The sequence below is a fragment of the Pseudoalteromonas sp. S1650 genome (genome assembly GCF_005887195.1).
Taxonomy (GTDB): Bacteria; Pseudomonadota; Gammaproteobacteria; order Enterobacterales; family Alteromonadaceae; genus Pseudoalteromonas; species Pseudoalteromonas simplex.
The window spans coordinates 112,927-134,276 of sequence record NZ_PNDF01000019.1; the positions used below are offsets into that span (position 1 = coordinate 112,927).

General features: G+C 38.7%; 9 protein-coding genes. 8 read left to right on the forward strand and 1 reads right to left on the reverse strand.

The features are described from left to right. Positions 1-53: 53 nt before the first annotated feature. A complete protein-coding gene (locus CWB80_RS05970) occupies positions 54-1,472 on the reverse strand; it encodes an MATE family efflux transporter (RefSeq protein ID WP_054551768.1) in 1,419 nt (472 codons plus the stop codon). Positions 1,473-1,705: 233 nt separating this feature from the next. Here CWB80_RS05970 and CWB80_RS05975 point away from each other — a divergent pair, with 233 nt between their 5' ends. The 8 genes from CWB80_RS05975 to CWB80_RS06010 all read left to right on the forward strand — a co-directional run bounded on the left by CWB80_RS05975 (position 1,706) and on the right by CWB80_RS06010 (position 21,263). Then, on the forward strand, positions 1,706-2,359 hold the full coding sequence (locus CWB80_RS05975) for an OmpW/AlkL family protein (RefSeq protein ID WP_054551769.1): 654 nt from the start codon (positions 1,706-1,708) through the stop codon (positions 2,357-2,359). Positions 2,360-2,686: 327 nt separating this feature from the next. Continuing rightward, the gene (locus CWB80_RS05980) at positions 2,687-4,900 is read left to right on the forward strand and encodes a CapA family protein (RefSeq protein ID WP_138601492.1); all 2,214 of its coding nucleotides are present in this window, start codon (positions 2,687-2,689) and stop codon (positions 4,898-4,900) included. A gap of 9 nt (positions 4,901-4,909) precedes the next feature. Beyond that, the gene (locus CWB80_RS05985) at positions 4,910-6,820 is read left to right on the forward strand and encodes a hypothetical protein (protein WP_138601489.1); all 1,911 of its coding nucleotides are present in this window, start codon (positions 4,910-4,912) and stop codon (positions 6,818-6,820) included. Further along, on the forward strand, positions 6,820-9,933 hold the full coding sequence (locus tag CWB80_RS05990) for a poly-gamma-glutamate biosynthesis protein PgsC/CapC (RefSeq protein WP_138601486.1): 3,114 nt from the start codon (positions 6,820-6,822) through the stop codon (positions 9,931-9,933). The genes CWB80_RS05985 and CWB80_RS05990 overlap by 1 nt, the downstream gene beginning before the upstream one ends. After that, entirely contained in the window at positions 9,920-12,184 is a 2,265-nt protein-coding gene (locus tag CWB80_RS05995) for a hypothetical protein (protein WP_138601483.1), read from the forward strand. The genes CWB80_RS05990 and CWB80_RS05995 overlap by 14 nt, the downstream gene beginning before the upstream one ends. Then, a complete protein-coding gene (locus tag CWB80_RS06000) occupies positions 12,174-12,920 on the forward strand; it encodes a hypothetical protein (protein ID WP_138601478.1) in 747 nt (248 codons plus the stop codon). Before CWB80_RS05995 ends, CWB80_RS06000 begins: the two co-directional genes overlap by 11 nt. Continuing rightward, entirely contained in the window at positions 12,905-17,182 is a 4,278-nt protein-coding gene (locus CWB80_RS06005) for a hypothetical protein (RefSeq protein WP_138601474.1), read from the forward strand. Before CWB80_RS06000 ends, CWB80_RS06005 begins: the two co-directional genes overlap by 16 nt. Continuing rightward, positions 17,172-21,263 (forward strand): poly-gamma-glutamate synthase PgsB, encoded by a 4,092-nt coding sequence (locus CWB80_RS06010; protein ID WP_138601471.1) that lies wholly within the window; start codon positions 17,172-17,174, stop codon positions 21,261-21,263. The genes CWB80_RS06005 and CWB80_RS06010 overlap by 11 nt, the downstream gene beginning before the upstream one ends. Positions 21,264-21,350 lie beyond the last annotated feature (87 nt).

Consider the following 21,350-nt stretch of genomic DNA (forward strand, 5'->3'; position numbering starts at 1 on the left):
AGAAAGCTTAGGTTATTACAACGAGAGATTATGACCGCAGTGTGAAACTTAAATTAATGATTTCCTTCTTCAATAAGGGTTTCTTGAGTTACCTTGGCAATGTCTTTGTCTTCTTTGGTTAATTGTGTTCGTTGCCAACGACCAGCTGCGAACCAAAGATAAGTAATGATTGCCACAAGTACATTGGTGATAGCAAAGGAATACCATATGCCCTGTGGTCCCAGTGAAGTATGCTTAGACAAAATATACGCGGCAGGAAATTGAATAACACATTGTGAAAGCAGTGACACAACCATCGCATTTAGCATGTTGCCTGAAGCCCTAAATGCAGCGACTACACAAAGCTGCACGCCTATTCCGCCCCAAGTTAAGCACATAACCCGAATGAACTCTGCACCACCCGCTATCACAGACTCATCATCAGGAATGAAAAAGGCCACCAAGTATTCAGCAAACAGATAAGCAACAACACCCACTATTGTCAGGCCCAGCAGTCCCCAAAGTGAGGCTAATCGAGTTATTTGTGCTGCACGCTGTGGATTTCCCGCCCCCATGTTTTGACCAACCAAAGTCGAAACAGCCATTGAAAGACCCATTGCCGGGATCATCACCATTTGTAAAATATTAGATCCAACACCATAAGAGGCAATCGTGTGCGTACCAAAGCTAGCTACCAAAAACGACATAATAATTAAACCAAAGGCTCGCGCAGAGAGTTCAACCGAGCCAGGCGCTCCTAAAAAGAAGGCTTGCTTCATATACTGCCAGTCTGGTTTAAAACTAGAGAGTTTAAGTTGAATGCCGTGACGCCCTCGCAAAAACACCCATACCCCGATTGCAGCCGCTAAGCTTTGCGTGATAAGTGTGGCTAGTGCAGCGCCCATTACGCCAAAACCCGAAAAGTCACCAAAACCAAAAATCAGTAAGGGGTCAAGCACAAAATTGAGTAACACAGTACCGCTTACAATATAGAGCGGCACCTTGGTTTGCCCGATACCACGCATTAAGGCTTGAAACATGGCATAAATAAATACAAACACAACGCCGATAAAAGATACATGCATAAATTTAAGGGCATCACCAAACACTTGATCTTCAACACCTAATAAAGTCAAAAAATATGGTGAAAGCATATAGCCTATTAAGCCAAGTATGGTTGCGGTAATTGTCACCATTAACATAGTTTGGGCAGCAACGTGATTAACCTTATCTTGCTGACCCGCTCCCATGTATTGAGCGGATAAAATAGCGCCCGCCATTGCCAACCCAGAGCCAATAGCAATCACTAAAAAAGTGACTGGCATACTGACAGAAACGGCAGCTACTTGCTCTGCCCCTAAGCGGCCTACCCAAAATGCATCGGTCAGTTGATAAGCCGACTGCAAAATATTGATTAAGATGATCGGGATACCTAATTTAAGTAGCGCTTTTGAAATCGAGCCATGAAGAAATAAGTGCTGAGGATCAGCCATGCAAAACACCTAATAAGCAAATAACACCGTTAGTTTACCAGCCGCAACTGAATATAGAGTCAATAAGAGTCAATCTTTTTTTGATCTTCCCATTTAAAAACTTAATCTAAATCAAAAAATGGCTTCACCTAGTTCAAACATTTTTGAAACTTTGATCTAGAACAGGTTTTGTCCGCTGCAACTTAGTAATAATAGCCTCAACCAAATAAGACAAGTAGTTCGCGGAGAACAACATGAAAACTAAATTAAGCATTGCATTACTTACTTCACTATTAGCACTCTCTCCTGTTGCAAACGCAAACTTAAGCGTGAATGTAGGTGCAATTAATGTAAACCCTGATAACGACAGCTCAAAAATCAATGAAGCGCCAACGTTAGGACTTCGTGGCGATGACAATACCCAATTAGGTATTACGATTGATTACTCTTTTAATGACAACTGGGTTCTTGAATTAGTTGCAGCGACACCATTTAGCCATGATGTTCAAGGAACTGGTGGCTTAGCGGGCAATAAAATTGCCGATATTAAACAATTACCACCATCACTAATCGCCCAGTACCACTTCTTAGACTCAACTTATAAGTTCCGTCCTTTTGTGGGTGTAGGTATTAACTATACAACCTTCTTTGATGAGAAACCTTCTGCGGCTTTAAAAGCAACATTAGGTACTGACGATGTAGAAGTGAAACTAGATGATTCATTTGGCTTTGCAGCTCAAGCTGGTTTTAACTACATGATGAGTGAAAACTGGGGCCTACATGGCATGGTTTCACTAATCGACATCGATACAGACGCAACAGTTTATGCTGACGGCGCAAAGGCATTAACTTCAACGGTAGAAATTGACCCAGTTGTTGCTATGTTCGGTGTTAAATACAAATTCTAACTTTCATTTTGTGAAAGCCCATACGCACAAAAAGGCCATTTAATGGCCTTTTTTTTCATCTTCATTTAGTCGATTACAAATTTATTCTTTAACTCTGGCATCATATTTGTTAAACCCTAGTAAACAAATTATATTTTTGAAAAAAAACATTTTTTTGAGCTAAACTTCAATTTAAGACGTATTTATTTTGCTAAATTTCAACGGACTAAGAAATATCTGAATTTTCAGAGTCAGCGGTTATTGTTCCCAATAACCAACAAAGATACAATACAGCAATAATAATATTGACCTATACAATGTAAAAAAAATGATAACGAGGCTTGCCTTTTGAAAAAGATTATCAACTATTTACTTATAATTTCATGTTTAACCTTAACAGCATGTAAAGTGAAAGACCCTGATGAAGATAAGCCGCAAGAGCAAAAGCAAGATTCCATCAGTGCTAGAGAAACTTTACTTGCTGGTAAGGCTGATTTATCCCTATCAGTGGTGGATGAGAGTAAAGCCAATTTAAGTAATGTTGTCATAAAAGTCGCAGGACAAAGCTACACATCAGATGCCAATGGCAAAGTTAACATTAGCGATTTGCCTTATGGTAACCATGCCTTAATGGTGCAACAAAACGGTTACTTTGCAAAAGCAGGGGTTATCGTTAATCAACCAAATTATGCAACTTCTCAAGTACAATTAGAAACAAAAGCTCAAAACAGTAAAAGCCTGATTTTTGCTGGAGATACTATGTTTGGACGCCGTTATTTAGATCCAAGCTTATCGACTATGGGAACAAACATCCCCGATGTTAAAAATGCACTTATTCGCCCTGAAACAGCTGGGGCAGATAGTGTTGCAATTACTGCCGATGTTGCTGAGCTATTTTTAAATGCAGACTTTGCTTCCGTTAACTTTGAATCACCAGTAACAAGCAACCCTAGTGCCGTTCATCCAACAAAAGAGTTTAGCTTTTTTTCTTTACCTGATTCACTCCAAGGACTTTCAGCCATAGGCGTTGACTATTTGGGGCTCGGTAATAACCATGTGTATGACTATTTACAATCGGGTCTTGAAGACACACTTATAGAAGTTGCAAATGCAGGGTTCTTACACAGTGGTGCTGGAATAAATGACACTGACGCTCTTGCACCTGTGAATGCTAGTCTTGGGGACATTAACTTAACACTTTTTGCTGCAACCTCTATCACTGGAGATGAGCATGAATTTAATTATGTTGCAGAGCAGAGTAAAGGAGGAGCGGCAGATCTTACCAATGCAAATGCAGTAAATGATACTCTACAAGCGCTTGATACTAATAATTTTATAATTGCACAAATGCATGGCGGTGATGAATATAGTTACTCGCCAACAAGTTATATAGACGGTCGGTTCCAAGCTCTTTCTTCGCAAAATACTGATTTATTAATAGCTCATCACCCTCACGTTGCTCAGGGTTTTGCTGTTTATAATGATATTCCTGCAGTACTCGGCTTAGGTAACTTTGTGTTTGATCAACCTAGATTAGACACTCTATTAGGTGTTGCGGTGATGATTGACCTAAACGCAGACACACAAACAGTAAATCGTGCCTTTGCTTACCCTATTTACATTGAAGACTACAAGCCTCGTTTTACCACTGGCTTTTTAAGTAACTATTTAGTGCGCCGTCTAGCAGAGTTCTCAGATGACTCGGTAACGTTAATACCGCGTGACAATTATGCTGAAGTATATTTCTCTAAAGACCAAGCAACAAAGCGTACTTCACAAGTGACCGTTACACTCGATAGCAGCAGTGACATAATTGACTTACGTCAATATGCACCATCATCCGCTGCATACTTGTCTAATATTGAAGTGACTAGTGGTGAGCTTAGCAATAGCATTTTAGGCCGAGACATCATGGTATTCGGCGATTTCGAAGACTGGGATAACGACTCAGAAGCTTTTGAGGTAAGTCGCTGGGATCATACTAGTGATAGCGTTTTTCCTTGCACCGATAAACCCTACGCTGGGATTCAAGCTCTTTGCTCTAGCCGCGATGAGTTTGACAATACCCCTTCAATCATTCCTTTTAGACACACTATGCGAGTGATGGAATTGATTGACGAAAATGGGGCGCCATTATTGAGTAAAGATTTCTCATTATATGGCTACTTACAATCTGAGAATGGTGGCAAGCTAGAAAGCTTGTTAACTTATACAACCGAAATTGATGATCTTACTTTTTCGGAAAATGAAGTTGTTATCAGCAACGGAGGTGATAACTCGTGGCAAGTATTTAGCCATGATTTCAGCTTACCTTCTGACGACTTTACCCTTGGCCCAAAAAACTTACCGCCTCGTGGTATTAAGCTTCAATTTAGACAATATGCGCCAAGTAATGGCGAAGCAATAACGCGCTTAGACAATATCGCGATGATCACTTGGCAAAACCCAATCAGTCTTGAAAATAAGCAATGGCAAACCAGTAAAATGCATGGATTTGACTTTTTAAAAGTCTCTGCAAGTAATGATACGAGTATAAAGCTCACTTTCACTTTACTTGACTAAGGAGGAGCAGTGGCTGTATTTCAACAATTGTTACGATTGAGGCACCAACGTGCGTTTTGGTTAACAGTTAGCTTATTTGCGATTGTAATGTTCAGCAATTTACTGAACCTATTTCAGGCAAGTAATGCTTTTTTATACCAAGCACTTGAGCCATTAGGTCAAACACAGCAAACTAATATCGTATTAGTCAACAGTGATAATTTGAGCAATAATCACCAGCAGCTGGTAAGTAAACTTCATGATTATAAACCAAAAGCGATTATTGTCTTAGCCGATGAACCTTTGCAGCCCTTACCGATAGACAATGTATTCTATCCGTACTCAAACAAAAGCTATTGTGTCCCTCATGTAATTGCTTGGGCAACCTATCAGATTCAAATTCCTTCTCAAGAGGGTTTGAATTGCATAAGTATTTGGCAAGAAATATTTGATTATGAAAATAATCAAATAGCCTTGATTGACTTTAAGCTCGCCGTGGCCGCTTTACCAAAATTTAGTGCTCAAAGAGTGCTTAACTTTGATGTTATGAGTGAACAATTAGAAAATAAAGTCATCATTGTGGGTCAAAAAGCTTCCTCATTTAACGTGCAAATACACGCGCCAAAACTTAACGGCTTACATGACCCACTATTACTCACGGCTTACATGGCTGACAGTATTGATAAGAACACTGTAGTAACACTGCTAAAACCAACCTACTCTATTGTTATTGAATTAATTTTAGTGGTGGTTCTGCTTTTTAGTTTTCAGAAACTATCACTCTTTTACTCATTTTTCATTGCCTTCATGAGTATTTTTGTCTGGTGCACAATTGGTTATTTTTTCGTTGAATCAATGCAGATTTATATCCCAATAGGCCAGTACATTATACTTACCTTTATCACCCTTCTCTGGATCCTAGTTGTCCGCAAAGTAACAGAGGATGCAGAGCTTAATGTTGTGGTAAATAATATCCAACAAAAGATGATGGGACGCTTCATACCACAAAGCTTTATAGATCAAGCTTCGCCTTGGGACCCTATTATTCAGTTAATTAGTCAACAATTAGACTTAGAGAAATCAATTTTCCTTGCTCGCAAAGAAGATGATCACCGAGTTGTAGAAATTCGTGCAATGAATTGTAATTTAGATGACATACAAGAAATGCGCAGAGATTATCAACGAACGCCCTACAGTAATGCGTTAAAGTCATTGGGGATAGTGCAAATAACTCGACCTTTTTTTAAACATGTTAGTGCGAATGAAATTGAATTTATGGTACCGCTTGTTTATGCCGGTGATGTACGCGGTTTCTGGGCACTTTCAGTGATCCCAAATACGCAGTTCAATCAACAAGCCTTTGAAAAGAATGTTAATAGATTTGCTGCTCAAGTCGCTGAATTGCTATTCCATTACCATATTTTTAAAGCCACTGAGAGAAAAAATAAAACTCTAATTAACCAACTACTTAACTTGAGACTGCATGAGCCTACGAGCCAGCGAGTTAAGCGCTCTATTGATGAAATGGAGCAAAAAATGACAACTTTAGAAATGGTATTCAGCCACACTCGTTCTGCTAATATTTTGTTTAACTTATTTGGCCAAGTTATTCAGACGAATGCCGCATTAGAGCAATTTGCAAAACAACATCAAATTGCTGTCTTTGAGATGACTGCATTAGATCTATTATGCCGCTGTTGCAAACTGGATACTGAGGTTGCCAAAGGCAAACTTCGTTATGTGACGTTAAACAAAGCTGAGATAAGTTTACCTGCCAAACTTAATAACCGAAACTATACGCTAAGTATTAAAGCACTGAACACCGACAGTTCGCAAACTGCCTCAGGCGAACCATTTCAAGTATCAGGTATCTTATTTGAATTTATTGATAACCATGCTGTCATAGACGAGCAAGAAGCCACTAAAGAGGACCAAAGTTAATGGACTTTGTACTCGCGCTTTTTCCTGCAGGCACAGGCTTAGGCCAGTCTGTTATTACTACCGTATGGGTAGGTACTGCGGTCGTCTGCTTGTTAAATTTGCGTTTTGGTTTCCCTCTGACGGGGCTTGTTGTACCAGGCTACCTAGTCCCTTTACTGATTATTAGCCCAACCTCAGCTGCGGTTATTATTATCGAGGCAATCGTTGTTTATGCATTAATGCGCTTTAGTGCTCATTATATGATGGAAAAGTTTGGCTATGGAGAAATGTTTGGGCGGGATCGCTTTTTCGCCATAATCTTGCTTAGTATTCTTGTGCGTGTCTGCATGGACACATTGTTTTGGCCTTTAATTGCCGCTCAGTTAAGCCAATGGGATATTACTTTTGATTATGCATCTCAGCTTTATTCTTTAGGCCTTATTATTATCGCACTAACAGCGAACGTGATGTGGAACGGAGGGTTTAAGTACGGGCTTAAAGTAACTTTCATTCAATTACTTATCACTTTCTTGCTAGTTCGTTTTGTCTTAATGCCTTTTACTAATTTTAGTATTGCTAATTTGGGCATTATGTACGAAGCCGTTGCCGCTTCAATCATCGCGGCACCAAAAGCATATATCATACTAGTCATCACTGCATTTATTGCTTCCAGAGCAAATATAAAGTACGGCTGGGAGTTCAATGGAATAATGCTACCGGCATTACTTGCACTGCAATTAACTCAGCCTTCAAAGCTTTTAACTTCTTTTATAGAAACGGCCGTTATTTTGATAATTGGTAGCTCATTGGTGCATTTTACTCGGCTAAGACATGCGAACATTGAGGGTGCCAGACTATTAATGTTCTTCTTCACTATAGGCTTTGTCTATAAGTTAATACTGAATTATGTCGTTGTTTGGTATTTTCCTACGCTCAAAGTGACAGACACATTTGCATTTGGCTACATGCTTGCAACTCTACTGGCACTAAAAATATATCAAAAGAATGCGCTTGGATTAGTAATCAGAGCAACATTTCAAACTTCGGTAATTGGCGGCATTTTCGCTATTACTGTAGGTTTCTTAGTGATGTTAGTGCCCTCTTTGCTGTCTAATCAGGATGTACATTCAGATATCGACAATCCACATGTCATCACCTTAAATCAACAAGTAAGCCAATATAAGAGCTACTTATACACAACTCGGACAGATAAAGTAACAGTCAGTAGTTATAAAGCTAACCAAGCAATTAATGATTTCAAGCATGCTGTTTACCAGTTAAATCAAGCACTTGAGAACAAGCAATCCATAGCAAAGTTTGGTTATTTATTTAGCGAGCTGGGTTTTTCGCTTGAAAGTGATGAGCAATATGTTTACTTGGTAGATACCTACGAAAGTCAGCAAAGAGGGCTATTTATTTTTAATAAAACGCCAAAGTCTCCTTTGTTGATAACTATTCCCTATCCAATTACAGAAAGTCTAGCGAGTGACTCTGCAAGCTTGATTTTTCAACATATGAATAATAAAGCAATGTTATTTGGCACTGCTAAAACGCCACAAAAGACGATTGCAACGGAAGATCAACAAAGCTTTTATTATCAAGCTTTCATTGACGCACTACAAAGTGACGAAATCTTACAAATTCGAGAAGCTAATCGCTTCACGGCAGCACTAGTTGAAAAGCCTTCTAATAAATTCGACAGCCAATATTGGATATATAGCCAACTACCAACTTCAATTAGCCAAAGAGACATTCACCAATTTATAGGCAGTGAGGCAACTTATTTTGGTGCAGCAACACAAAGCAGTTTGCCAACAGCGAATTACTCGGGCTCTATGCTTGAACTATTTTTAGATAGTGCTAACTATACTAATATTTTGGCTAACATTTATCGCGATAACTATAAGTACAATACCCCCCAAATTAGCGTTATCAATGAAGAAATAAATACTATTGTTGACGAGTTTGCTTATCAAATTAGTAAAAAAGGTAGTTTTGAGTATCAACCTCTATCAGAAAGCCAAATAGCGCTGTGGGAGTATGAAGTTTTAAAGCCACTCTATAAATTAATTACACAGATAGGTAATGCCCCACTGACAGAAGACAAGCTTAATCAGTTAAAGCAAATCAATGGCACAACCGAACTACTTAACTATCAATTGCAACTAATCAACAATAGCAGTGGTCGATATCTATTGTTAAGCCCACTTAAAAATAATGAAGCACGCTCACAAGGACAAGGGCTTTACGCTTTTAAATTGACTGCTCATGAAGCTATCACACTCAGTGTACCAAGGCCTTTATTTGAAAGTAATACGCTGAGTTTTGCAGCTGAATTATTCTCCGAGGCAAACACTGCCAATTTATTAATTGCGGGGGCTCACCCTTATGCGCACCCTAAAGCTAATGTACTTGGGGCTGATAATATTGACTCTTTATTTAATGTTATTCATCAAAGCTATTTGCGCTTTACAGCTAATCAGCCTAGTTTACACATTCAAATCCGCAGCCATAGCGCGCCGTCATGGGTACGCCCAAATGCAATTGCATTCTCAGCTACGCGCATCAGCGATGTGGCCTCGCCACTAATGAAACAAATCGACGGAAAACTGAATAACTTAGGGGTTGAATATCAAGTAGTATCAGGACAAAAATCAACGCGAGGTCTTGAAATAGGCAGCTCACCTCAATCAGGATACCAACAATTTAATAGCAATAGTGAGCTGGCAACATTATGGCTGGCATCAGACTTTAAAGAACAATTTTCAATCGACCAAAACAGCGTATTGCAACGATTATTGGCAATATCTACCAATACAAAGGTAAAAACTATAAATCTGGCTACCTTGTCGCCACTAAACTGGCAAGCAATCTCGACTAAAGAAAAGCAACGAATTCAAACTCTCGTTAAAAACTATATAGCTCATCAGCGTTTAACATCATTAAGCGGTTTCTGCGAGCAAATTAAAGACTGCTCTTTACACACCATTAAGCTTGAAAATGCAGACAAGTACGCGCTTATGATTAAGTACAATAACGATATTGTGGCAATCTACAATCCAACCAATAACCAGCTTATTGATCTGAGCTTATTTAATAGCATTATGGCTGGAGGCGCATATGTACTTAATTAAACGCCTACTTGCTATTTTAGCAATCACAATTGCTTTAGTGGCACTTTTTTATTTCTCACGAAAAATAATGGTATGGATCGACTCCGCTGAACCCATTGATGCGCGTACTAGTCAAGAAACACGTTCAAATGTACAGTGGCTTAGTAGTCAAAAGCCACTACAGTTTACGTTTTCAAATCAACGTACTCACTCACTACGCATTTTATCTAATGCCGTGTTTGATCAGTCAGTCGTACTTGATCAACCGGTTAATTATGCAATTAAATACGTGCTATATGATCAAGAAGGAGATGTCATTTTAGACAAGGTTTACCATCATGCATCTAAATTGGTTACAAACTCGCAAGAGCAACAAGTAAAACAAATAATTGAAAACAAACAATCATTGAACGTCGCATCTGGTCAATCTTTTTATTTACCTATTAAAGATTACCCTAATGCTGCGAGTCTCGATCTAACGCTTATCCCTGAACAAACTAACCTACAGGGTGTAGTTGTAAGGGTCCACGCTAAAACTCCTGAGCAAAGTATTGATCCGCTTAACAGCTGGCTAAAGCGTCCTTTAGAAAGACGCAGACGAGCAACTGATTACCTTACTATGGGAGAAAATACTTTAACTGATGGAGAGATTAGAAATGCGATGGCATTCTGGTGGCAAAAGATTGCACCACAGGGAATTCCTGACATAGATTTTAAATCAGACATATTGTATGAAAGTTTACCCTACAATGTAGTCACATATGACTTTAGTGAACAGCAACATGATCTAGGCTCTTATTTCACGAAACCGGGTCTTTGCGCGAGTATTCGCTTAGAGGAAACCGATAGCCTGATATTCAAAACAGACAAACAAGGGCTGCTTCCTTCGTTAATTTGGTATGACAAACTACAGTTTTCCCCTCCTTTACCTGTAAACTTTAGTGCAATAGACGAAGCTAATAGTTATCAAACTGAGCCACTTAATCCGGGCTTAGTCACAATCTGCAGCGAAGATAATTTATTAACGCAATGGCGAACATTATCTGGTAATGCAATCTTAACTAGTTACTCAGGCAGTTACTTGGCTAACAGCCAATCCTCTGTCAGTTTTGATATTGAATCGCAAAGCCATTTAAATATTGAAGTTCGAGCTCTTGAGACAAGCCAACTAAATGTCACCTTGTTTGATGAAAGTAACGAGCAAATCGAGAGCTATTCTGTGACATTGAAAGGACAAGCTTCAGAGTTTGATCGTTTGATTGCCGAAAACACGCAACGTCAAGATGTTGGTATGTTAGTAACTTACTATTTGCGCTCGCCAAAGAATGCAAGGCGAGTCGAAGTCAAGGCAGATAAAGATGTCTATGTTCGTCTGAAATCCCGCTTTGCTGATTTTAACTACCAAAGAACCTTAACTCACGGCTTGGTGACAGAATCACCTACAAACTTTCATGATATCGCTGCGTGGTATGAACAGCGCGCCAATAATCATTATGAACTTACATTGATGGGGCACTTTTCGAATATTCGGACTTTCACGCCACCAGCAGAGTTAGATCCACAAGTCACATACTATCAATCTAGGGAACTATTTGATCAGCTACCAATTTCAAATGTAGCACTGACACTAAGCCCCAATAAGTACTATTTACCTAAACAACCCGCTCAGGTTTTTAACTACGGTATTTATAATAAGAATAATTATACGCCGTATATTAACTCTGAAGATAACAGCCTAATTTATCGTTTAAAGGGTAATAGTGCTAAAGAAGCTAATATGGCGGATTTATCTGTTTCACAACTACAGCAAATCCAAGACAGTTCTCGCTCAATGTATCAAAATTGGTATGGTAATCGGCCTTGGGTTAAACAACGCCTGTACCAACTAAATAAAAAGACTCCTCTAACACTCAGATTTGATAAGTATCAGCGCCCTATTAGTCTTGTTTTCAAAGTTGCTAAATCAAATAATGAGGCTCCCGTTGAACTTAGTGTCAAACAAAGAGCAAAATACAAGTCAGGACTCACAAGCGAATACAGTATTAAAAAGCAAAAATATCAGCTTTATCCATCTGAACTAATTAATGCTTTTTTGATTCACCCAAAGAATAGCCGACTGAATAGCTATCCAAGTGTCACGCACTTAGTGTCAAGTGATATAGATACTTTACACTCAATAACAATCGAGTCATCAGAAACAATCTGGCTGTCTATTCTCGATGAATACCCTGCTCAAGAGCAAAAAGTAAGGTGGTGGAATAATGAAAATTAATGCTATGTTACTGGTTTTTTGCACTTTTATGGCGGCATGCAGTGCCGAGGAAACTAGCTTGCATGATTTAACAGAAGATTTTCATGCTTGGCTATTAAAGCCGAACACTGAACTAACACACTTCAATTACAAGGATGGTGTTTTTAAAGCAAAAAAAACAATTACCTCCGGTGGCGAGATTCATTATAAGAAGACTGGTAATAACTGTATTGCTTATGCACCTCATCGCTATTTTGATAAACACACGCTAAAAATAGCCAAGGCAGTGTTTGCTGAATGTCAGGTGTTACTCACAAATTCAAAACATAGAAATACCCTTGATCAAAGTAATAATAAACTCGATTTTGGCAAATACAAAGTTAGTAGTGCGAATGCATTTATTCTTGCCTATGCTAAGACTGTAGAGTCTTTTTCTATTTATCAGGTACATGGGTTTGCAAAGGAAAAGCGAAAAACTTTACAAGGGCGTAATGCAGATATCATTGTTAGCAATGGCTCTAAAATACCGTCAAAAGCAACTGTAAAAATATCTGAATGTTTAAATAATCAAGTAGGCTCTAATGTTATGCTATTTGGTCGTGATGTTTTTGAGCTCGGAGGGACAAAAAATATACTTACCGACATGGCGCCTGTTAATAGCCAGTTTTTTCATATCGAGTTAAGCCGTCAAATGCGTGAGCGTTTAATAACTAATAGCCAACTTTTAAAGCAGTTTAGCCAATGCCTTATATCATAATAGCCTTAGTCACTTTTACATTATTCAGCATCAACATGGTGTATGCTGCTAAGCCTGAGCATGCGGTTCTTGAGCCCCCTATTTGGTTACAAACAACGCCAAAACTGGCCCCTTTAACGTCTACTCAAGAGTTGCAATTTGATGCCAAGCAGCATCAGTATTTATGGCTACCAGAAGGCCATTGGCTTGAGATAAATCCCGATTTATTAAATCAATTTATTATCAGCGCCGGAAACACACAATACATTCAGCAGCGTTTACAAGTTCATCGGGATCTACTTTGTAATTCGAAACGATGCCAGCTTCCGGCAACAGGCCATAATCGTATAATTGCCATTCAGAATCACCTTGACGAAAGCGCTAGCTTTAGGGCTCTTGTCGGTCACTATCAAGCAAAAAGAGATAGTTTTCGACGTGCACTCAAGCTAGCAAAACCATCTGTTTTATTGACCACACAGCAAGGCAATGAGCGTTATTATCAACTGCATAAAGATGAAGAAGTTACGCTGTTTTTTCCTGCAGCAAAAAAATTAAAGCTATCTGTTAGGCAGAATATGCAACTTCCTGATCGAAACGGTGTTGTGTACGCCTATGTTGATAACGTTTTAACTGCAAAAGTGAATACGATTAATAGTCTCGCTGTTGAATATTCAGATAAGAATGTTGGTTTAGTTAACTCAGATTATTTGGCTATCGACGCAGGCCAATACCTAACCATTAAAAGCGCAACAAATTCACTGGTTAAAATAGAGCAAAGCCACCGCGCAATTTATGATGATGGTGCAGCCGCAAAAGAACAAGAAAAGCAACTAATGCCATATTGGCTAAATACTGCCAATGATCATTTAAAATCAATTTACCAAGAGCACTCGTTGGGGCCGTTAAGTAACACTGTTTTTTCTGAAAATGACCCGCTTAACGTAAAGCGATACTATAACTTGCTTTCGATGATGAGCATCGATTCACAACTTGTTGGCAGCTATCGAAACCAATTGCCTGTAGAAAGTAAAAGTGAAACCATCACTGAGCTTGCTGAGCTGCGTTTAGTCGATCACCATTTTTACCCTCGTATCAATCATCAGACTAGACTTTTAACAGCTCTGTCTCAATCTGCACAAGTGTTTGACTTAACGGTAAAAGAACGAGCTACGCCTTGGCTTACCCTAATTGCAAAAAGTAACAATGACACACAATTAAAATTCACCGCAGGTGAGCAAAGCTGGCTAGTTAACCTGAAAGCGACAGAACACTTTCAAACATTAACACTCTCTGTGCCTTTAAAAGAAAAATCACTTTCTATACAAGCACTTAAAAACACAACGGAACATATTGATTTTGCACTATACGCAAGAACTCTAGCTGATATCCCCATGGATGAAGTACTCTACCAGCAGCCGAACAAGTTAAGTGCAAAGAGCCCTACCACAGAGCTGATTATTAAAAACTACTTGCACAAGCAGCATGCGGACTATTTAGCTTCAATTGAACCTTATACACCCGCACAGCAGCAATTAAACATAACAGATTGGGAGCAGTTGCTAATGACTGCTAATGATTTAGCAGAATCTGCGCCATTGGATGCCCTTCGCTTTTTGAAAAAGCTAAGCCAGCATAGTAACCATCAAGTTGCGGAAAAAGCATGGCAAGCAAGAATTGATATTTTGAGGCAGCAAAAACAATTCCATTTAGCAAATAGCTATCTAGAAGGTTTATACAAAAGTGCAAAACAGGCTCAATTGCAGCATTTTGCAAGTTTAGAGTTGATTAAAATTTACCAAGAGCAGCATCAAGACTACAAACTATTTGCCTTGTGCGCTGGTAATTTATCGTCAATTTCCAATTGTAGAAAAATCTTGATCAGGCTTGCTGTTAAACAGCAGAAAAATCGTTTAGCGACGTGGCTAGCTCATCAGTCTGATCAGCAAAACATCGCAGAACCAAGTTTCGCAGCACTAAATTTTCAAAGTTTGGCTTCAAATACTAAACAAAATGACCCTTTATACCACTTAGTAACAGCAGAGCAAGCTGGACTTATTGATGGACAAGGCAAAATACAAAATACCGTGCTAAGTGATAAGAAACCGTGGAAATTTACTGCTACGCACCCTATTCATTTAGCGATCAAAGCTCGGGTAGCTGCGAAACAAAATGGTGAATATCAAACGGCTTGGCTAAAAGCCGATAGCCAATATCAGCATAAATTGATGCCAATTTTTAGTGATATTCCAGCAAATATTCAGTTTATAGATAATCAGCAACTAGCATCTATATCGGCAACCTTAATTATAAGCTTGCAAGTCGGAGAAACTCTGACTTTGAGCGCTGATCATATGACATATCTTGATGTAAGCCTGCTCCCTAATGATTTAGTTTCACAATTTGACTACCAGTCTGATGCTGCCAATAACCTGACTGCAATAGACTTTATGTCATTAGTTTATTCACCTACCGCATCACAGTATGACTTATTAATTAATGGCTTATACCAATTAAGCAAAAGGCGTTTAAACGACAATCAATACACTCAGCTACTGCAACGTCTAGAGACCTTACCAGCAACAGCTAGATCGACCTTCATTCAGAATAGAATTGAAAGTTTTGGTCAGTGGCAACCTATTGAAAGCATGCTAGATTATGCTGGAACTCGACTATTTAAAATGCAAGCTCCTGCACAAAGTAGCTTTGCTGATCGTTTTACCTTGCTTAACACCCAGTCTGCGTCAGAGCAAGGGTTACAGTTACGACCATTCCATACTTTGCATATTGATCTAGCTCAAACTGCTGGACAACAAATCCGTTTTAAATTTCACTTCTCTACTGCAGAGTTAGCACGAGACAATGTCGCAAATGTTTCCCTTCGCCTAGCTAATGAACTGAAAACCTGGTCAGTTTCACAACAACAAAGTGTGCCATTTACTTTTACTAAGCAAGAGCTCGATAACAACATAATCAGTATTAGATGGCTCAACCCTTACCTATCACAATACTTAACAATAGAAGCAGAACAATATCTAGCCGGAAAATGGCAGCACTTAGAGCTACCAACCAAGTTATTATTCTACACGGTAATACCGGACACACCGCTAATAGCAACTTTATCGGCCGACAGGCTAATCAAGTTGGAAGAAATCGACGAACAAAGACGAACAGAACGTCGCTTTTTTCATCCTGCAGGAAAAATCGAAGTTAAAGCTGAAAAGTTGGAATATGTCCGCCTATACAGTTGGCAGTTAAGCGAACATAACAATAAAATTTCTGCTTACTCGCAGACTAAAGCTGCCCTGCCAGAGTTGATCACCTATCAAGCGCCTGAAAAAGTAGAAATCGTTAAGGAGCAAACAGAACTACACGCAGATGAACTCAACTGGCAAGTTTTTGCTCGTTATGATCAACAGCAAATTTTTCAAAGCGCTGAAGATATTCCCACCCGCGAAGAAACTGATATTGGCGCTAGAATTCGGATAAATGATGATAATCAATGGTATCAGTTAGAGGGATATTACTCATTCAGTGATACGCAAACTGATATTATTAATTTAAATGGATATTACTCTTGGGAGGATGAAACAACGCCTTGGTATATTGATAGCCAAATTAATAGTCGCTGGCAAATGAGCCGAGAGCAATTTGATAGTCAATACGCGATTGATGCCAGCATTAGTATTGGCCAAATATGGCGACAAGACTCAGTGCATCGCCATCAATGGCAAATAACTCCTTATGTTCGCTACAGCAGCGCTGATTTAGCTGACTACCTCGCTGATGATAAGCTTAACTCAGGTATTTTTAATTTTTACAGAGAAAATCATTCATCTGGTTGGTTAGGGCTCTACCAATATAGATATCAACCCTGGGTCGATAACTACCTTAATTTTGGTGTTTCTTCCGGTTCTAATGATGATTGGAGCAGCTTGGATTATTTACGTTTTAACTCTAGTTGGAATCAATATTATGAAGGCCATATTTTCCAGGTGGGGCTAGATAGTTATTACCGCTTCGCTGATGAACATCGTGCTACTGCCACATGGCAATATATCTCTCGCTTTGCATGGCAAAAGCAGATTGACTTAGGGGGCTTCTCACAAGGCTGGCTTAAAGTAAGCTGGCAACAAGATTGGGTTTGGAATAACCACAATATTAGTGTTGAGTTTTCATCTGGCAATAACTTGCATACGGGCTTTGCTCCCTATGCACACGATGAAATTATTTTTCCAACACTTCAACTTAACCATTTGTTAGAGCTGAGTGACTATGAGCAGTAAAGTTTTAAAAGAGCGCCTTGAGTCTCTACTATTTGCCGATATAGCCAATTTTTGGTTAGACCTTTATCGCCAAAAGTATAAGCAACTCGTTAACGAATTAAGTGAGTGGGATCTCATAAAGAACCAGCCAGATGATAATGACGAAGATGATTGGTTGTTACTTCAAGCTATTGCTTTTTTAACTCACAAAATTGATAAGCTGCGAAACCAATTAACCAAACTTGATGGTGATCATCGTCGCTTTGTTGAGCGTTTGAGTCATGCGGAATTAAAAGCCGAGAGGCAATTTCATATCCTTGATTATGCAAAAACATTAGGGGCAAGTGAGTTGCAACTGCAAAAGGATCAAGATGCTTTTCAGCGTTGGTTTGATGAAGGGGCAATGATTAATCGTTACCAAGATAAAACCTCTGAACTTGAGCAATCATTAAAGTTTTTGATAGGAAAGCTCGGTGATTTAACAAACCGTTATTTACGTAATCACCAAAATGACATGGCTCAGTCATGGTTAAGGCTCGATTTAGAAGGCTTCTTTTTAAACCTACTAGAAAAAACTGACAATGAAGCAACACGAAACTCATTATTTAGAGCGTTAGCTAATCAGGTAAATTTGCTTAATGAATATGTCGAAGATCCTGAGTTTAATGCAGATTTAGTTGAAAACTTACTACAATCATTAGAGAAGCCAACAACACCACACGCAGCAAAAGTCGATATTTTAGAAATACTAATTAATCTTAGACCCACTTTTACTCGCTACTTTATGCGCTCTCATATTGATCTGGACGTTGATAAAAACGGCAAAGTAGATCGCCAGCAGTTATTTTTAATTACTTCATTTGCCAAAATCATCAGCAAACAGTTTTCCTTAAATGAGGCAAACCGTAAACTAATTTTTTTACTTGCTAAACATGCTTACCCTCGTGTTCGTCAAAGTGTTATAGAGCAATGTTCCGTTTTGCCTTGGTCATGTGTAACAGATTTACTCAATGAGCGGATGCAACTTGAAAACAGCCCAGCTGTAAGACTAACATTAATTAAACAGTTATCAGACCCGCGCTTTAGTGAACAGCAATTAGGCTTTAAGTTATGGCAACAACTCCTTGAGGAAACTGATAACTTTGCAGAACAACGTCTATTACTTGAACTCACTCCGAGGATCATGTTTAACCTTCAAGTTGATAATGATAATCAAGACTACACTCAAGATATATTTAAAGCGTTTATAAATGTATTAAACCGACAACTTGAAGAAAAATCTAACCTTGCAGTAAAACGTATTATTAGCCGTGTTCGAGAGCAGTTAGTCAGTTTTATGCATCAGCAACAAGTTGCACAATTAGAGGTGAGCTTAAGTTCAGACACATCCATTGACTGTAAAGAAGTAGATGAAGATTTGCTTGGCCGACTACTAAGTAAACAAGCTCAGCATTATGAAGCGTTCAATGTTAACCTGAAGAAAAAGTCATGGCAGGTGCAATTGGGTTATAAGCGTGGCTTTAGAATCTGGCGCTTATGGCATGAATTTAAGAACCCTAGTACCGGAAAAAGACAAAGCTATAACCATTTACAGGCCAGAAAGCCTAGTGCATTTATGCATGTACCAAGTTGTACTGTTGCAGAGATAAGCCAGACAGAAGTACCCGGTGAGCCTCGTTTTGATGAGCATCAATTTAGCTCACGACCACACTTGCCATTACTTGATTTCTTATTAAGTACCTTGTCTCAAGATAATTTAAAAGCGCCAGCTAAATCCTATACCCCTGATGGCATTTTGATAATTTCACCACCAACAAGTTTATTTAAGCGTTTATATGCATACTGTTGGATTTCATTGAACTACGAAAAATTGAATGAGTTACGAAATGGTACTGAAGTAGAACAACAACACTACCTAGAAAACATTCGCAGTAAGGGCTTTACGCTAGACTTCCAACCATATGGAATGTTGTTTGATGTAGCGTTCCCTGTCGAATCAGGTATTGCTAACCTTTATAAAAAGCTCGCAATTACACCCTTTATTTTTAACATTGGGTCAAGCTTTAAAGAGTATGCGTATTCAATTTACCAAAACAGCATTGGTCAGCTAATATTTTTTGTCATTAGCTTTATCGCTTACTTTTGGGCGAGACATATAAAAATCAGCCGTCAGATTCAATCTGACAGAGCACTTATTCCTGTATCTATTGGCGGCTGGGGAACACGTGGGAAATCCGGAACAGAACGCCTTAAAGCGGCCCTTTTTAGCAGCTTATGTCTAAAAGTAGTAAGTAAAACAACGGGCTGTGAAGCTACGATGATTTATGCAAGGGCAAGTGGTGAGCAGTTTGAAATCCCCTTATTTCGTCCATTCGATAAAGCCAGTATTTGGGAGCAAGGAGATGTTTTGCACTTTGCTAAGAATGTAAAAGCAGACGTATTTTTGTGGGAATGTATGGGGCTCACACCACGTTATGTGCGTATTCTTCGCAACTGGATGAAAGACAATTTCTCAACCATAACAAATGCCTACCCAGACCATGAAGATATACTCGGTCCAACAGGTATCGATGTTGCAAACGAAACCAGTCACTTTATTGGCGAGAATAGCTTAGTATTTACCAGCGAACAAAATATGGCTCCTATTTTAGACGTCAATGCCAAGCAGAAGAACTCAAGTTTGATCCAGGTGCATTGGGCCGATGGCTTGCAAATTACAGACGATATACGTTCTTTATACCCGTACCAAGAACATCCAGCTAATATTGCGCTAGTTTGTAAAATGGCACAGCATATTGGCTTAAGTAAAGACTATGTTTACAAAGAAACATCGGCCAGAATCATTCCCGATATTGGTGTTTTACAACATTTTGAAAAAGCTAAAGTGGGTAAAGTAGAACAATCATTTATTAATAGCATGTCAGCAAATGAACGTTTAGCAACGTTAGAGAATTGGCAACGGTTAGGGATCTATGATTTAAATGACAACCCCAAAAAACAGGTTATTGCTTTAATCAATAACCGAAATGACCGTGTGGCTCGCTCAAAAGTGTTTGCAGATATTTTAAGTCACGATTTGCGTTTCGATAAAATAGTTGTAATTGGTACAAACGTTGATGGGTTTTATAGCTACTTTATTAACGCACTCATTGAGCGATTAGATAAAATTATTGCAAATAATGATCTAGAAGAATTTAATAAACTTTTATCTCAGTTCAACTTTTTAACTGAAGAACAATTAATTGCTCGGTTGAGCGACGCATACGATCTAACTCTTGCTAATAAGCTCATAAAATTAAACGGCGACTCGCTTAAGAAATCTAATATTAACGCTCTTTTGAAAGATGCTACCGGTAACTCAAATGAGGCCGAAGCATCGGCTATTTTACAAAATCTATTTGTTTATCAACAACGTCAAACATTAGAGTTGCTTAAGCAAGATATCGTTAACAATAGCGAAAAGCTAAAAGAGGTTATTGTAAAAACAATAAAATCTAACGTTGTGTTACATGAAAACAGTAGTTTATCTGCTGATGAACTAACGCGGTCAATTGCCCAATTAGGTTTAGTAAATAACCATCAAGTTATTGTTGGTATGCAAAACATTAAAGGCGCTGGCTTGAACTATGTTTACGCTTGGCAGCAGTGGCAGCGAATAAACCATACTCTTGAACATCTATTTGACCAACAATGTACAGCTAAGGAGTTCAGAACAGCACTAACAAACCTCAACATGATTGTTTCCTTTAATAGGTTAGAAGTGGCCACATTAAAAAAACATTTGAGCACATTGAAAAAAATGCACTTGGCGCAGAATGAGTTCTGCCAAGCAGAAATCACTAATCTACTTGAAAAACTTGAGGCATATAGTTCCGAAGATAACATTGAGAAACAGCAAGCATTGCCTATTCAATATTTAAATCAAGTGGTTGAGTCATTTCTTGATGCAGGAGCAGCTGTTAAACGTAAGAAAAGAGCAAATCAAATTTATAAAGATATAGCTGATCAGAGAATTACCTTAGAAAAGGCGATAAAAATATTAGGCAAATTAAGCCGCAATCAAAAATCAGGCTGGTTTGCTAACAAATCTAAACCCAATTAACTTTTAACCTAGCATAAAAACGCAAGGTAATCCAAAAGGATTGCTTTGCGTTTTTTATTATTTTCCCATCGAAAAATCAGAATTTTC

What these genes read in the sequence shown, in the direction of transcription:
- CWB80_RS05970 (WP_054551768.1), bottom strand. Translation starts at nt 1,472, where the DNA reads ATGGCTGATCCTCAGCACTTATTTCTTCATGGCTCGATTTCAAAAGCG.
- CWB80_RS05975 (WP_054551769.1), top strand. Translation starts at nt 1,706, where the DNA reads ATGAAAACTAAATTAAGCATTGCATTACTTACTTCACTATTAGCACTC.
- CWB80_RS05990 (WP_138601486.1), top strand. Translation starts at nt 6,820, where the DNA reads ATGGACTTTGTACTCGCGCTTTTTCCTGCAGGCACAGGCTTAGGCCAG.
- CWB80_RS05995 (WP_138601483.1), top strand. Translation starts at nt 9,920, where the DNA reads ATGTACTTAATTAAACGCCTACTTGCTATTTTAGCAATCACAATTGCT.
- CWB80_RS06000 (WP_138601478.1), top strand. Translation starts at nt 12,174, where the DNA reads ATGAAAATTAATGCTATGTTACTGGTTTTTTGCACTTTTATGGCGGCA.
- CWB80_RS06005 (WP_138601474.1), top strand. Translation starts at nt 12,905, where the DNA reads ATGCCTTATATCATAATAGCCTTAGTCACTTTTACATTATTCAGCATC.
- CWB80_RS06010 (WP_138601471.1), top strand. Translation starts at nt 17,172, where the DNA reads ATGAGCAGTAAAGTTTTAAAAGAGCGCCTTGAGTCTCTACTATTTGCC.